At 58.9% G+C, this 15,055-nt stretch carries 15 protein-coding genes; 13 read left to right on the plus strand and 2 right to left on the minus strand.

The window, feature by feature from the left end:
• Window positions 1-2 precede the first annotated feature (2 nt).
• From kbaZ to ACMGGX_RS07070, 9 genes are all read left to right on the plus strand, one after another.
• Complete coding sequence (gene kbaZ, locus ACMGGX_RS07030) at window positions 3-1,298, plus strand: tagatose-bisphosphate aldolase subunit KbaZ (protein WP_420298226.1); 1,296 nt, start codon at window positions 3-5, stop codon at window positions 1,296-1,298.
• A gap of 20 nt (window positions 1,299-1,318) precedes the next feature.
• Window positions 1,319-1,792 carry a PTS N-acetylgalactosamine transporter subunit IIB gene (gene agaV / locus ACMGGX_RS07035; RefSeq protein WP_126785740.1) on the plus strand — a complete coding sequence of 158 codons (474 nt, stop codon included), beginning with the start codon at window positions 1,319-1,321 and terminating at the stop codon, window positions 1,790-1,792.
• A gap of 10 nt (window positions 1,793-1,802) precedes the next feature.
• Window positions 1,803-2,582 carry a PTS N-acetylgalactosamine transporter subunit IIC gene (agaW, locus tag ACMGGX_RS07040; protein WP_181593915.1) on the plus strand — a complete coding sequence of 260 codons (780 nt, stop codon included), beginning with the start codon at window positions 1,803-1,805 and terminating at the stop codon, window positions 2,580-2,582.
• Window positions 2,572-3,450, plus strand: coding sequence for a PTS N-acetylgalactosamine transporter subunit IID (gene agaE / locus ACMGGX_RS07045; protein ID WP_420298227.1), 879 nt, complete (start codon window positions 2,572-2,574; stop codon window positions 3,448-3,450). The genes agaW and agaE overlap by 11 nt, the downstream gene beginning before the upstream one ends.
• Before the next feature lie 16 nt (window positions 3,451-3,466).
• Entirely contained in the window at window positions 3,467-3,901 is a 435-nt protein-coding gene (gene agaF, locus ACMGGX_RS07050) for a PTS galactosamine/N-acetylgalactosamine transporter subunit IIA (protein WP_023333563.1), read from the plus strand.
• Window positions 3,898-5,031: an N-acetylglucosamine-6-phosphate deacetylase gene (nagA, locus tag ACMGGX_RS07055; protein WP_420298228.1), complete on the plus strand. Its 1,134-nt coding sequence runs from the start codon at window positions 3,898-3,900 to the stop codon at window positions 5,029-5,031. Before agaF ends, nagA begins: the two co-directional genes overlap by 4 nt.
• A 246-nt stretch (window positions 5,032-5,277) precedes the next feature.
• Window positions 5,278-6,426, plus strand: coding sequence for an SIS domain-containing protein (locus ACMGGX_RS07060; protein WP_420298229.1), 1,149 nt, complete (start codon window positions 5,278-5,280; stop codon window positions 6,424-6,426).
• A 12-nt stretch (window positions 6,427-6,438) separates the two neighbouring features.
• A complete protein-coding gene (gene kbaY / locus ACMGGX_RS07065; protein ID WP_023309313.1) occupies window positions 6,439-7,311 on the plus strand; it encodes a tagatose-bisphosphate aldolase subunit KbaY in 873 nt (290 codons plus the stop codon).
• Between the two features lie 20 nt (window positions 7,312-7,331).
• A complete protein-coding gene (locus tag ACMGGX_RS07070) occupies window positions 7,332-9,221 on the plus strand; it encodes an enterotoxin (protein ID WP_420298230.1) in 1,890 nt (629 codons plus the stop codon).
• A gap of 67 nt (window positions 9,222-9,288) precedes the next feature.
• Here the strand turns inward: ACMGGX_RS07070 and rsmI are convergent, their stop codons facing one another.
• Complete coding sequence (rsmI, locus tag ACMGGX_RS07075) at window positions 9,289-10,152, minus strand: 16S rRNA (cytidine(1402)-2'-O)-methyltransferase (RefSeq protein ID WP_023309315.1); 864 nt, start codon at window positions 10,150-10,152, stop codon at window positions 9,289-9,291.
• A 63-nt stretch (window positions 10,153-10,215) separates the two neighbouring features.
• Between rsmI and ACMGGX_RS07080 the strand changes: the two genes are divergently transcribed.
• Genes ACMGGX_RS07080 through dolP form a run of 4 tightly spaced genes read left to right on the plus strand, consistent with a single transcriptional unit; the run spans window position 10,216 to window position 13,943 of the window.
• Window positions 10,216-12,393 (plus strand): penicillin-binding protein activator, encoded by a 2,178-nt coding sequence (locus ACMGGX_RS07080; protein ID WP_348561701.1) that lies wholly within the window; start codon window positions 10,216-10,218, stop codon window positions 12,391-12,393.
• A complete protein-coding gene (locus ACMGGX_RS07085) occupies window positions 12,351-12,746 on the plus strand; it encodes a YraN family protein (RefSeq protein ID WP_028014533.1) in 396 nt (131 codons plus the stop codon). The genes ACMGGX_RS07080 and ACMGGX_RS07085 overlap by 43 nt, the downstream gene beginning before the upstream one ends.
• Before the next feature lie 21 nt (window positions 12,747-12,767).
• Window positions 12,768-13,358, plus strand: a complete 591-nt coding sequence (diaA, locus tag ACMGGX_RS07090) for a DnaA initiator-associating protein DiaA (protein WP_003861754.1) — start codon at window positions 12,768-12,770, stop codon at window positions 13,356-13,358.
• A gap of 9 nt (window positions 13,359-13,367) precedes the next feature.
• Window positions 13,368-13,943, plus strand: a complete 576-nt coding sequence (dolP, locus tag ACMGGX_RS07095; protein WP_029739641.1) for a division/outer membrane stress-associated lipid-binding lipoprotein — start codon at window positions 13,368-13,370, stop codon at window positions 13,941-13,943.
• A gap of 67 nt (window positions 13,944-14,010) precedes the next feature.
• Here the strand turns inward: dolP and ACMGGX_RS07100 are convergent, their stop codons facing one another.
• A complete protein-coding gene (locus tag ACMGGX_RS07100) occupies window positions 14,011-15,048 on the minus strand; it encodes a permease (protein WP_348561700.1) in 1,038 nt (345 codons plus the stop codon).
• Between the last annotated feature and the right edge of the window lie 7 nt (window positions 15,049-15,055).

Raw genomic sequence — 15,055 nt, forward strand, 5'->3', positions numbered from 1 at the left:
AAGTGAAACATCTGACAGAAATGGTGGAACAACATAAACGAGGGAATTCGAACGGGATCTATGCCGTCTGCTCCGCACATCCGCTGGTACTTGAAGCTGCCATTCGTTACGCGCATTCGCATCAGTCGCCGCTGCTGATCGAGGCGACCTCCAACCAGGTGGATCAATTTGGCGGCTATACCGGCATGACGCCTGCGGATTTTCACGCGTTTGTCTGCCGGCTGGCCGAGTCGCTCGGTTTTCCGACGTCACAGCTGATCCTCGGCGGCGATCATCTGGGCCCTAACCGCTGGCAAAATCTCCCTGCGGAACAGGCGATGGCAAATGCCGACGATCTGATCAAAAGCTATGTTTCCGCCGGATTCAAAAAGATCCACCTGGACTGCAGCATGTCCTGCGAGGACGACCCGGTTCCCCTGACCGACGCGATCGTCGCCGGACGCGCCGCACGCCTGGCGAAGATCGCCGAAGCGACCTGTCGCGAGCAGTTTGGTGAATCCAATCTGGTCTACGTTATCGGCACGGAAGTGCCGGTTCCCGGTGGCGCGCACGAGACGCTCACCGAACTTGCCGTCACCACGCCGGACGCGGCCCGCGCCACGCTTGAAGCGCATCGTCACGCGTTCGAAAAGGAAGGCTTAAGCGACATCTGGCCGCGCATTATTGGCCTGGTAGTCCAGCCTGGCGTGGAGTTCGACCACGCGCACGTCTGCGACTATCAGCCGCAGAAAGCCGTGGCCCTGAGCAAAATGGTTGAAGCCTACGATACGCTGGTGTTTGAAGCGCACTCCACCGACTACCAGACGCCGCAGGCGCTGCGCCAGCTGGTTAACGATCACTTTGCCATTCTGAAAGTTGGCCCCGCCCTGACCTTCGCCCTGCGCGAGGCGCTGTTCTCGCTGGCCGCCATTGAAGAGGAGCTGCTGCCGGCAAAAGCCAGCTCCGGCCTGCGTCACGTGCTGGAAAACGTCATGCTCGACCGCCCGGAATACTGGCAAAGCCATTACCACGGTGACGGCAACGCGCGTCGCCTGGCGCGCGGCTACAGCTACTCTGACCGCGTGCGCTACTACTGGCCTGACAGCCAAATTGACGACGCCTTTGCACGACTGGTGCGTAACCTGGCAGACGAGCCTGTTCCCCTGCCGCTGATCAGCCAGTACCTGCCGCTGCAGTACAGCAAAGTTCGCGAGGGCGCTCTCAAGTCAACGCCACGGGAACTCATCATCGACCACATTCAGGACATACTCCAGCAGTACCACGCCGCCTGCGAAGGCGTAACGACTCAAAACGCATAATTAAAAAAGAGGAAAACGCTATGCCAAACATTGTTTTATGCCGCATCGACGAACGCCTGATTCACGGTCAAGTGGGCGTGCAGTGGGTGGGGTTTGCGGGGGCAAACCTGGTGCTGGTCGCTAACGATGAGGTCGCTGAGGATCCGGTTCAGCAGAACCTGATGGAAATGGTGCTCGCGGAAGGGATCGCCGTGCGCTTCTGGTCGCTGCAAAAGGTGATCGACAACATTCACCGCGCCGCTGACCGCCAGAAAATCCTGCTGGTCTGCAAATCACCCGCCGATTTTCTGAGGCTGGTCGAGGGCGGCGTGCCCATCACCCGTATCAACGTCGGAAATATGCACTACGCCAGTGGCAAACAACAAATTGCCAAAACGGTCTCTGTCGACGCGAACGATATTGACGCGTTCAACGGCCTGAAAGCGGCCGGTGTGGAATGCTTCGTTCAGGGCGTTCCAACAGAAACTGCTTTGGATCTCTTTAAACTGCTCTGAGGGATTCACAATGGAAATCAGTCTGTTGCAGGCGCTGGGGTTGGGCATACTCGCCTTTATCGCCGGTCTGGATATGTTTAACGGGTTAACGCACATGCACCGCCCGGTGGTGCTCGGGCCGCTGGTCGGCCTGATTCTGGGCGATCTGCACACCGGCATCTTGACCGGCGGTACGTTAGAGCTGGTCTGGATGGGGCTGGCCCCGCTCGCCGGTGCCCAGCCGCCTAACGTCATTATCGGCACCATCGTGGGGACCGCGTTTGCCATCAGCACCGGCGTGAAGCCAGAAGTCGCGGTTGGCGTCGCCGTGCCGTTTGCCGTGGCGGTTCAGATGGGGATTACGTTCCTCTTCTCGGTGATGTCCGGCGTCATGTCGCGCTGCGATCGCATGGCGGCCAATGCAGATACAAACGGTATTGAACGGGTTAACTATCTTGCGCTGCTGGCGCTCGGCATCTTCTATTTTCTGTGCGCGTTCCTGCCAATCTACTTCGGTGCGGAACATGCGAAAACCGCCATTGACGTTCTGCCAGCGCGTCTGATTGACGGCCTCGGCGTCGCGGGCGGCATCATGCCAGCCATCGGCTTCGCCGTGCTGCTGAAGATCATGATGAAAAACGTCTACATCCCTTACTTCATTATCGGTTTTGTCGCCGCCGCCTGGCTCAAGCTTCCGGTGCTGGCGATTGCGGCTGCCGCGCTGGCGATGGCGCTGATCGACCTGATGCGTAAATCACCTGAACCGAAGGCTCCCGCAGCCCAGAAAGAGGAATTCGAAGATGGCATCTAACCAAACTACCCTGCCGGGCGTGTCTGAAAGCGAAGAGACGCTGCTGACCGGCGTGAATGAAAACGTCTACGAAGACCAGAACATCGGTGCCGAACTGACGAAAAAGGATATCAACCGCGTGGCCTGGCGTTCCATGCTGCTGCAGGCCTCGTTTAACTACGAACGTATGCAGGCCTCCGGCTGGCTGTACGGGCTGCTGCCCGCGTTGAAAAAGATCCACACCAACAAGCGGGACCTGGCGCGGGCGATGAAAGGCCATATAGGCTTCTTTAACACCCACCCGTTCCTGGTGACCTTTGTTATCGGCATCATTCTGGCGATGGAGCGATCCAAGCAGGATGTGAACAGCATCCAGAGCACCAAAATTGCCGTCGGCGCGCCGCTTGGCGGTATTGGCGACGCCATGTTCTGGCTGACCCTGCTGCCCATCTGCGGCGGTATTGGCGCCAGCCTGGCGCTGCAGGGTTCGATTCTGGGCGCGGTGGTCTTTATCGTGCTGTTTAACGTGGTGCACCTTGGCCTGCGCTTTGGCCTGGCGCACTACGCTTACCGGATGGGCGTCGCGGCCATTCCGCTGATTAAGGCCAACACCAAAAAGGTCGGCCACGCGGCGTCTATCGTCGGAATGACGGTGATTGGCGCGCTGGTGGCAACCTACGTCCGCCTCAATACCACGCTCGAAATCAAGGCGGGTGATGCGGTTGTCAAACTGCAGGCCGACGTCATCGACAAGCTGATGCCCGCGTTCCTGCCGCTGGTCTACACCCTGACCATGTTCTGGCTGGTACGCCGCGGCTGGAGCCCGCTGCGGCTGATCGGTATCACCGTGCTGCTGGGCGTTGTCGGTAAATTCTGTCACTTCCTGTAAAAGCAAAGAGGTTGCGATGTTAGGCATTATTTTGACGGGTCACGGCGGTTTTGCCAGCGGGCTTGAGCAGGCGATGAAGCAGATCCTCGGCGAGCAGCCGCAGTTTATCGCCATCGATTTTCCGGAAACCTCCACCACCGCGCGGCTTACCGCTCAGCTTGAGCAGGCGGTAAGCGAACTCGATGCGCAGCACGATATTGTGTTTCTCACCGACCTGCTCGGCGGCACGCCGTTCCGCGTGGCGTCAACGCTCGCGATGCAAAGGCCGGGTAGCGAAGTGATTACCGGCACCAACCTGCAGCTGCTGCTGGAGATGGTGCTGGAGCGCGACGGATTAAGCAGCGAGGCGTTTCGTCTGCAGGCGCTGGAGTGCGGGCATCGCGGCCTGACGAGCCTGGTCGACGAGCTGGGGCGCTGTCGCGAAGAAGCTCCGGCTGAGGAAGGGATATGAGCCAGCTGCTGCGCGGGCCACGGATCCTTACCGAACAGGGCTGGCTGGACGACCACCAGCTACGCATAGAAAGCGGCGCGGTTGCGGTGATTGAACCCATCCCGGCGGGCGTTACGGCGCGCGATGCGGAGCTGCTTTGCCCGGCGTATATCGATACGCACGTCCACGGCGGCGCGGGCGTGGACGTCATGGATGATGCGCCCGACGTGCTGGACACCCTGGCGATGCATAAAGCGCGTGAAGGCGTGGGCGCATTTCTGCCCACCACCGTGACCGCGCCGATGGAAGCCATCCACAGCGCGCTGATGCGTATCGCCCGGCGCAGTCAGTCCGGCGGACCCGGCGCGCAGATCCTGGGCAGTTATCTGGAAGGACCGTACTTTACGCCCCAGAACAAAGGGGCGCATCCGCCCGAGCTGTTCCGGGAGCTGGATATCGCCGAGCTGGACAGGCTGATTGACGTTTCACAGGGCACGCTACGGGTGGTGGCGCTCGCGCCGGAAAAACCCGGCGCGCTGCAGGCGATTCATCATCTTAAACAGCGCGGTATCCGCGTCATGCTGGGCCACAGCGCTGCTACGTACCGGCAAACTCTCGCCGCGTTTGATGCGGGTGCCGACGGGCTGGTGCACTGCTACAACGGTATGACGGGGCTGCACCACAGAGAGCCCGGCATGGTCGGCGCAGGGCTGACGGACAAACGGGCGTGGCTGGAGCTGATTGCCGACGGCCACCACGTCCATCCGGGAGCGATGCGTGTATGCTGCTGCTGCGCTCAGGATCGCGTGGTGCTGATTACCGATGCCATGCAGGCGGCAGGTATGCCGGACGGTCGGTATACCCTGTGCGGTGAAGAGGTCACGATGCAAAACGGCGTGGTTCGAACCGGCTCCGGCGGGCTGGCGGGCAGCACGCTGTCGCTGGATGCCGCGGTCAGAAATATGGTGGAGTATGCGGGCGTAACAGCCGAAGAGGCAATCCATATGGCCTCGCTGCACCCTGCCCGGCTGCTGGGCGTTGACGGTCAGCTTGGATCCTTAGCCCCGGGCAAACGCGCCAATATTATTGCGCTGGACGGGGGTTTACACCTCCAGCGGATCTGGATTCAGGGCCAGGCTCTCCCCCTTTAGCCCTTTCATTGTGTCTCCTTTTGGCTTTACGGCCTGAAACCGTAAGGCCTTTCTTTTCCTTTCCTTAAATTTTCCCTTTCCTTTCACGATCACACTTTTCGTTTTATTTCTTTTCTTTCATTGAAGTTTCGATTTCTTTTCTATAGATTTTATTTAACTGCTTAAGTGAATAAGTGAAACGAAACGAAAGATAGCGACACGATTGCCAGCGTCTGATGTGGAATTCACACGACTAAGGACTGAGTTATGCAACAAACCACTACCGCCACCACAACCGGCACCTGGACCGAGGAAGAGATCCGCCAGCAGCCTGTCAGCTGGATCCGCTCGCTCAACAACATCGATAACCTGCGTGCTTCGATCGACAGTTTCCTGACGCCGCTGCTGCGCAAGCGCGATCTGCGGATCGTCCTGACCGGCGCGGGCACGTCCGCCTTTATCGGCGATATCATTGCGCCATGGCTTTCAAGCCACACCGGGAAAAACTTCACCGCCGTCCCGACAACCGATCTGGTCACGAACCCGATGGACTACTTCAGCCCTGGGCACCCGCTGCTGCTGGTTTCGTTTGCCCGCTCCGGCAACAGCCCGGAAAGCGTCGCGGCCGTTGAGCTGGCAAACCAGTTCGTGCCGGAGTGCTACCACCTGTCCATTACCTGCAACGAGGCGGGGAGCCTGTACCAGAACGCCGTCGGCAGCGATAACGCCTTTGCCCTGCTGATGCCTGCCGAAACGCACGATCGCGGGTTCGCGATGACCAGCAGCATTACCACCATGATGGCGAGCTGTCTGGCCGTGTTCGCCCCGGAAACGATCAATAGCCACACCTTCCGCGACGTCGCCGATCGCTGTCAGGCGATCCTCGCCTCGCTCGGGGATTTCAGCCACGGCGTCTTTGGCAGTGAACCGTGGAAACGGATCGTGTATCTGGGAAGCGGCGGCCTGCAGGGCGCGGCGCGCGAATCGGCGCTGAAGGTGCTGGAGCTGACGGCGGGCAAGCTGGCGGCATTTTACGACTCCCCTACGGGCTTCCGTCACGGGCCGAAGTCGCTGGTCGATAGCGAAACGCTGGTGGTGGTGTTCATCTCCAGCCATCCATATACGCGTCAGTACGATCTGGATCTGCTGGCCGAACTGCACCGCGATCGCCAGGCCCTGCGCGTCGTCGCCATCGCCGCTGAAAACGATCCGGTCATTGAAGCGGGTCCGCACATTCTGCTGCCGCCTTCACGTCCGTTTATCGATATGGAACAGGCGTTCTGCTTCCTTATGTATGCCCAGGTCTTTGCGCTCACCCAGTCGCTTAGCACAGGCATTACGCCCGATACGCCATCCGCCAGCGGGACGGTCAACCGCGTGGTGCAGGGCGTCGTTATTCATCCGTGGCAGGCTTAAGAGGATCTGATTATGAGTATTATCTCGACGAAATATCTTCTGCAGGACGCACAGGCAAAAGGCTACGCCGTTCCGGCGTTCAACATCCACAACGCAGAGACGATCCAGGCGATCCTCGAAGCGTGCAGCGAAATGCGATCGCCGGTGATCCTCGCGGGCACGCCGGGCACCTTTAAGCACATTGCGCTGGAAGAGATCTACGCCCTGTGCAGCGCGTACTCCCACACCTACGACATGCCGCTGGCGCTGCACCTCGATCACCACGAATCGCTGGACGATATTCGCCGCAAGGTCAACGCGGGCGTGCGCAGCGCGATGATCGACGGCAGCCACTACCCGTTTGAACAAAACGTGAAGCTGGTGAAGTCGGTGGTCGATTTCTGCCACCTCAACGACTGCAGCGTCGAGGCCGAGCTGGGCCGTCTGGGCGGCATGGAAGATGACATGAGCGTGGACGCGGAAAGCGCATTCCTCACCGATCCGCAGGAGGCGAAACGCTTCGTCGAACTGACCGGCGTAGACAGCCTCGCCGTCGCCATCGGCACCGCCCACGGCCTGTATACCAAACGCCCGAAAATCGACTTCCAGCGGCTGGCGGAAATCCGCGAAGTGGTCACCGTGCCGCTGGTGCTGCACGGTGCGAGCGATGTGCCGGATGAGTTTGTGCGCCGCACCATCGAGCTGGGCGTGTGCAAAGTCAACGTGGCGACCGAGCTGAAAATTGCTTTCTCTGACGCGGTTAAGGCCTGGTTTGCCGAAAACCCGCAGGGCAACGATCCGCGCTTCTATATGCGCGTCGGCATGGACGCCATGAAAGAGGTGGTCAGAAGCAAGATCGCCGTTTGCGGATCGGCAAACCGATTGCTGCTTCCGGCAGAAGCCTGATTAAAAAGGAGCTTACGCTGATGAAAAAAATCCTCGCACTCTCAGTGCTGGCCATGTGCGTTTCCCATAGCGCGGTGGCCGCGAACTACGCGCTCGGTAACGACAATATTGCTCTGTCATTTGATGATGCAAACTCAACGGTAGTGGTTAAGGACACCAGGGCTAACCATCCGCTCACGCCGCAGGAGCTGTTCTTTCTGACGCTGCCGGACGAGACGAAAATCCACACCGCTGATTTTAAAATCAAGCATGTCGAAAAACAGGACAGCGGCTTGGTCATCGATTTCACCCATCCGGACTTTAACGTAACGGTAAAGCTGAACCTGGTGAAGGGGAAATACGCCAGCATCGACTACACCGTTGCCGCCGTTGGTCAGCCGCGAGACGTGGCGAAAATTACCTTCTTCCCGACCAAAAAGCAGGCTCAGGCACCTTACGTAGACGGGGCGATTAACAGCTCGCCGATCGTCGCAGACTCGTTCTTTATTCTGCCGGACAAGCCCATCGTTAACACTTACGCCTATGAAGCGACCACCAATCTCAACGTAGAGCTGAAAACGCCGATTCAGCCAGAGTCGCCGGTCAGCTTTACCACCTGGTTCGGCACCTTCCCGGAGACCAGCCAGCTGCGCCGCAGCGTAAACCAGTTTATTGATGACGTCCGCCCGCGTCCGTATAAGCCCTATTTACACTACAACAGCTGGATGGATATCGGCTTCTTTACCCCGTACTCCGAGCAGGACGTGCTGGGGCGGATGGATGAATGGAATAAGGAATTTATCACCGGGCGCGGCGTGGCGCTGGATGCGTTCCTGCTTGACGATGGCTGGGATGACCTGACCGGACGCTGGCTGTTTGGCCCGGCATTCGGCAACGGTTTTGGCAAAGTTCGGGAAAAAGCCGACAGCATGCAAAGCTCGGTTGGACTGTGGCTCTCGCCGTGGGGTGGATATAACAAACCGCGCGACACTCGCGTCTCGCATGCAAAAGAGTACGGTTTCGAAACGGTAGACGGGAAGCTGGCGCTGTCAGGCCCAAACTATTTTAAAAACTTCAATGAGCAGATCGTTAAGCTTATTAAAAACGAACACATTACCTCGTTCAAGCTGGACGGGATGGGTAATGCCAATTCGCATATTAAGGGCAGCCCGTTCGCCTCGGATTTTGACGCCTCTATCGCTCTGCTGCACAACATGCGAAGCGCCAACCCGAATCTGTTTATTAACCTGACGACCGGAACCAACGCCAGCCCGTCCTGGCTGTTCTACGCTGATTCCATCTGGCGCCAGGGCGATGACATCAACCTGTACGGCCCCGGCACGCCGGTTCAGCAGTGGATGACCTACCGCGATGCGGAAACGTACCGCTCCATTGTTCGCAAAGGGCCGCTGTTCCCGCTGAACTCGCTGATGTACCACGGGATCGTCAGCGCGGAAAACGCCTATTACGGGCTGGAGAAGGTGCAAACGGACAGCGACTTTGCCGATCAGGTCTGGAGCTACTTCGCCACCGGAACCCAGCTGCAGGAGCTGTATATCACCCCTCCAATGCTGAATAAGGCGAAGTGGGACACCCTGGCGCGGGCCGCGAAGTGGTCGCGGGAAAACGCCGGCGTGCTGGTGGATACACACTGGATTGGTGGCGATCCAACCGCGCTGCAGGTTTACGGCTGGGCATCCTGGAGCAAGGACAAAGCGATTCTCGGCTTGCGTAACCCGTCGGATAAGCCGCAAAGCTACTACCTGGATTTGACGAAAGATTTTGAAATCCCGACAGGGAACGCGGCGCAGTTTCGTCTGAAAGCGGTGTACGGCAGTAATTCAACCGTACCGGAGGAGTATAAAAACGCGGTGGTGATTACGCTGCAGCCGCTGGAAACGCTGGTGTTTGAGGCGGTGCCAGTTAGCTAAAAGACGCATAACGATCTGCAGGCCGGGTTAGGCGCAGCCGCCACCCGGCAAAACAGGCGGCAGGGGCTTACTCCCCCTGCTGCTCCAGCGCATGCTTATACAGCGCATTTTTCTTCACGCCGTGAATTTCCGCCGCCAGCGCAGCGGCCTTCTTCAGCGGCAGTTCCGCCTGCAGCAGAGCCAGCGTGCGCAGCGCGTCGGCTGGTAGCGCGTCTTCCTGCGCCTTATGCCCTTCGACAATCAGCACCATTTCACCCTTGCGGCGGTTTTCGTCCTCCTTCACCCACGCCAGCAGTTCACCCACTGGGGCACCGTGAATGGTTTCCCAGGTTTTGGTCAGCTCGCGCGCCAGCACCACGTAGCGGGCTTCTCCCCACACGGTCACCATATCTTCCAGGCTCTCCAGCAGGCGGTGCGTGGATTCATAGAAAATCAGGGTGCGCGGTTCCGCTTCCAGATCTTTTAACACGTCACGGCGGCCTTTGGATTTAGCAGGCAGGAAGCCTTCATAGCAGAAACGGTCAGACGGCAGACCTGCGGCGCTCAGCGCAGCAATGGCAGCACACGGCCCCGGCAGCGGCACAACGCGAATACCGGCTTCACGACAGGTACGCACCAGGTGATAGCCGGGATCGTTGATCAGCGGCGTACCGGCATCGGAGACCAGGGCAATGTTCTGCCCCTCTTTCAGCTTCGCCACCAGCGTTTCGGCTTTTTGTTGCTCATTGTGATCGTGCAGAGCAAACAAACGGGCGTTAATCGCGAAATGTTGCAGCAGCAGGCCGGTGTGGCGGGTATCTTCAGCGGCAATTAAATCAACAGCTTGCAGTACGGTGAGCGCACGTTGGGTAATATCAGACAAATTCCCGATAGGAGTAGGTACAATATAAAGCTGGCCTTGAGAATTATCTGCCGTTTCGTGTTGTTTCATTGTTTCGTCCGTATTGCCGATTTAATATTGAGCATTGCGTAAAAAAAAATCACTGGATACAGTATGGTACCGTTAACGTTTCTTCGAAAAAAAGCCACGCGCAGCGTGCCGCTTCTGCTGGCAGCCCTGATCTTTGCAGGCTGTGGCACCCAGGCACCTGACCAGAGCACCGCCCATCTTCAGGGTTCTGCTCAGGCTGATTCTGGCTTTTATCTGCAACAAATGTCGCAGAGTTCAAATGATACCAAGACCAACTGGCAATTACTCGCCATTCGTGCACTGCTGAAAGAGGGTAAAACCCAGCAGGCAGCCGAACTGTTTAACCAGTTGCCAAAAGATCTTAACGACGCCCAGCGTCGTGAGCAGAGCCTGCTCTCTGCCGAGCTGAAGGTCGCGCTGAAAGATTACGCCGCCGCGAAGAAGATCCTCGGGGATATTGACGTGAGCGCGCTGGATAAAAATCAGCAGGCTCGCTTCTGGCAGGCGGGCATTACCGCGGAGCAGGGGCGCCCTTCCCTGACGCTGCTCCGCGCCCTCGTCGCGCAAGAGCCGCTGCTCAGCGGTGCCGACAAGCAGAAAAATATTGATGCCACCTGGCAAGCGCTTGCCTCGATGACTCAGGAACAGGCGCAGGCGCTGGTCATCAACGCCGATGAAAACGTCCTTCAGGGCTGGCTGGATCTGCAGCAGATGTGGTTTAACAACCGCAGCGATCCAAAGATGCTGAAAGCCGGTATTACGGACTGGCAGACGCGCTACCCGCAAAACCCGGGTGCGAAAATGCTGCCAACCCAGCTGGTGAACGTGCAGAACTTTAAGCCAGCGTCCACCAGCAAAATTGCGCTGCTTCTGCCGCTCAACGGCCAGGCGGCGGTGTTTGGCCGTACCATTCAGCAGGGCTTTGAAGCCGCGAAAAACGGTACCACCTCGGTAACCGGCAGCGCGGTTCCCGCGCAGGCGGCCCAGGCGGCTAACGTGAATGATGTGGTCAGCCCGTCCGCAGCGGAGACCAGCGACCTGACCACGGCGCAAGCGCCGGCGCAGGGTACAATGCAAAACCCGGTGACGGCCCCGACGACGCCTCCGGCTACAGCTGCACCGGCTGCGGCAGCCCCGGCTACTACAGCACCTGCCACTCAGGCTCCGGCCGAGACGCAAGCGGCGCCAGCGCCTGACGCAACGGCAGAACAGCCTCAACCGCAGCCTGCACAACCCGCGGCCCAACCTGCTGCGCAGCCGCAGGCCGTGGCAACCACCAGCGCCAACCCGGGCGCTGAGTTGAAAATTTACGACACCAGCTCGCAGCCGCTTGACCAGGTTCTGGCGCAGGTTCAACAGGACGGGGCGAGCATCGTTGTCGGTCCGCTGCTGAAAAACAACGTGGAAGAGCTGATGAAGAGCAATACCACGCTGAACGTGCTGGCGCTCAACCAGCCTGAGCAGGTTCAGAACCGAGCCAATATTTGCTACTTCGCGCTTTCCCCTGAAGATGAAGCCCGCGATGCGGCGCGCCATATTCACGAGCAGGGTAAGCAGGCTCCGCTGCTGCTGATCCCACGCAGCGCGCTGGGCGATCGCGTGGCCAATGCCTTTGCCGATGAGTGGCAGAAGCTCGGCGGTGGCGTGGTGCTGCAGCAGAAATTCGGTTCCGTCTCTGAACTGCGCGCGGGCGTAAACGGTGGAGCGGGTATCGCGCTTAACGGCAGTCCTGTCACCGCGAGCCTGCCGCAGCAGCAGGGCGTGACGATTGGCGGCCTGACGATCCCTGCCCCACCTACCGACGCGCAGATTAGCGGTGGCGGCAAAGTGGATGCGGCCTATATCGTTGCCACGCCGCAGGAGATCGCCTTTATCAAACCGATGATCGCGATGCGTAACGGCAGCCAGAGCGGCGCAACGCTCTACGCCAGCTCGCGCAGCGCGCAGGGCACCGCAGGCCCGGATTTCCGTCTGGAAATGGACGGTCTGCAGTACAGCGAAATCCCGATGCTGGCAGGCAGCAACCCGGCGCTGATGCAGCAGGCGCTGAGTACCGTACGTAACGATTATTCGCTGGCGCGTCTGTATGCGATGGGTGTCGATGCATGGGCGCTGGCGAACCACTTTACCCAGATGCGTCAGGTGCCGGGCTTTGAGCTTAACGGCAACACCGGCGATCTGACCGCGACTCAGGACTGCGTGATCAACAGGAAGTTATCATGGCTCAAATACCAGCAGGGGCAAATCGTCCCGGCCAGTTAAGCCGTAAAGAGACCGGCGATGCGTGGGAGTTAAAGGCGCGTCGCTGGCTTGAAGGCAAAGGACTGCGCTTTATCGCCGCTAACGTCCGCGGGCGCGGCGGCGAAATCGACCTGATCATGAAAGACGGTCAGGTCATCGTGTTTGTAGAAGTCCGCTTTCGACAGTCCTCCCGTTTTGGCGGTGCTGCCGCCAGCGTGACGCTCGCCAAACAACATAAATTATTACAGACTGCCCACTTGTGGCTTGCCCGCCATAATGGGAGCTTTGATACTGTGGATTGCCGGTTCGATGTGATAGCCTTCACCGGAAATGAGATCGAATGGCTTAAAAACGCTTTTGGCGAAGACGCATAATTAAGATTTAAAAGGGATAACGTGCTCGAAAGAATTAAAGTGTGCTTCACAGAAAGCATCCAGACTCAGATTGCCGCGGCGGAAGCCCTTCCGGATGCTATCTCGCGTGCCGCAATGACGCTGGTGCAATCCCTGCTTAATGGCAACAAAATCCTCTGTTGTGGCAACGGCACGTCAGCCGCCAACGCACAGCATTTTGCTGCCAGCATGATCAATCGCTTTGAAACAGAACGCCCGAGTTTACCCGCCATTGCACTTAATACCGATAATGTGGTCTTAACGGCGATTGCTAACGATCGTCTGCATGACGAAATTTACGCAAAGCAGGTGCGAGCCCTGGGTCACGCCGGAGATGTGCTGCTGGCCATCTCCACGCGCGGCAATAGCCGGGATATTGTCAAAGCCGTTGAAGCCGCCGTCACCCGCGACATGACCATCGTGGCCTTAACCGGCTATGACGGGGGTGAGCTGGCGGGTCTGCTTGGGCCGCAGGATGTGGAAATCCGCATTCCTTCTCACCGGAGCGCGCGTATTCAGGAGATGCATATGCTCACGGTGAACTGCTTATGTGATTTGATCGATAACACGCTTTTCCCTCACCAGGATGATTAAGGAGTTCTTATGAAGGCTTTATCGACCCTCGCAGTCCTTATGTCTGCATTACTGCTTCAGGGATGTATCGCTGCGGCCGTTGTGGGTACCGCCGCGGTAGGCACCAAAGCGGCAACCGATCCTCGCACCGTGGGGACACAGGTGGATGACGGTACGCTGGAGCTGCGCGTCAACAGTGCGCTGTCGAAAGACGAACAAATCAAGAAAGAAGCGCGTATCAACGTGACGGCTTATCAGGGCAAAGTGCTGCTGGCAGGCCAGGCGCCAAATCTGGAGCTCGCCTCGCGTGCGAAACAGATTGCGATGGGCGTAGAAGGAACCACAGAGGTGTTTAACGAAGTGCGCCAGGGCAAGCCAATTGGCCTGGGTGACGCCTCTTCCGATACCTGGATCACCACCAAAGTGCGTTCCCAGCTGCTGGGCTCGGACCAGGTGAAATCCTCCAACGTGAAAGTGACGACTGAAAACGGCGAAGTGTTCCTGCTGGGTCTGGTGACCGACCGTGAAGGGAAAGCGGCGGCCGATATCGCCAGCCGGGTGAGCGGCGTGAAGCACGTCACCACCGCGTTTACTTACATCAAATAAAAAAAATCCCCTCGCTTGAGGGGATTTTTTTGTAGGCCCGGTAAGCGCTAGCGCCACCGGGCTTTTATTACATCAACGCAATACTCCCCACCATCACCCCGCTCAACGCCACCAGCCCTGCGGTCAGCCACAGCGCTTTCGCCGGGAACGACTTTCGCAGCATGATAAGCGACGGCAGGCTGATCGCCGGCAGCGTAATCAGCAGCGCCAGCGCCGGCGCGGTGCCCATACCGGCCAGCATCATGGTCTGAACAATCGGGATCTCCGCCGCCGTTGGGATCACAAACAGACAGCCTGCAACGGCCATCGCAATGACCCACATCAGCGTGTTGTCGATAGCGCCATCCGCATGCGGGAAGAGCCAGACGCGCGCCGCCCCCAGAACCAGTACCGCCAGGATATAGACCGGGATGGTGCTCCAGAAAAGCTGCCAGAGCGCCCTGCCCCAGCGCGCAAAGAAGCCACCCTGCGGCTCGCTGACGTCCAGCTCAACGGCTGCGGTTTCTGCAGCCGTATCCTTCACCAGTTTTTGCACCAGCGTCGCCACCACCAGCACGGTCAGCAGCCCGGCGACCAGACGGATGAACGCAAAATGCCAGCCCAGCACAAAGCCCATAAACACCAGCGTTGCCGGGTTGAGCAGCGGGTTCCCCATCCAGAACGCCAGCGCGCCGCCCATCGACACGCGCTGACGGCGCATCCCTGCGGCCACGGGCGCGGCGCAGCAGGAGCACATCATGCCCGGCAGCGAGAAAATTGTCCCCAGCAGCGTGCCCTGAAAGCGCGGCTGCCCAAGGGTTTTCACCAGCCAGTTACGGGGGATAAGCACCTGAATCAGTGACCCCAGGATCACGCCTAAGACGGCGGCCTTCCAGACGGCAAGGAAGTAGACCATGGCGTAGTCCCACGCCGCCTGAAGCGGGTTGGCATCCGCCTGAGCGAGAATAGATTTACCGATGCTGTGCGTTTCGGCGGCGGTGAAGGCTTTGCCGTAGTACGGCTGCCATTTCACGTACCAGAGGCCAACAATGACCACGAGAAAGAAGAGTGCGGGCTTCCACCACTGAACAGGTGTTGCCGCCTGAGATGAAGACTGACCAGTCATAGCATTC

This window comes from Enterobacter sp. BNK-29 (assembly GCF_048684785.1).
Classification (GTDB): domain Bacteria; phylum Pseudomonadota; class Gammaproteobacteria; order Enterobacterales; family Enterobacteriaceae; genus Enterobacter; species Enterobacter cloacae_M.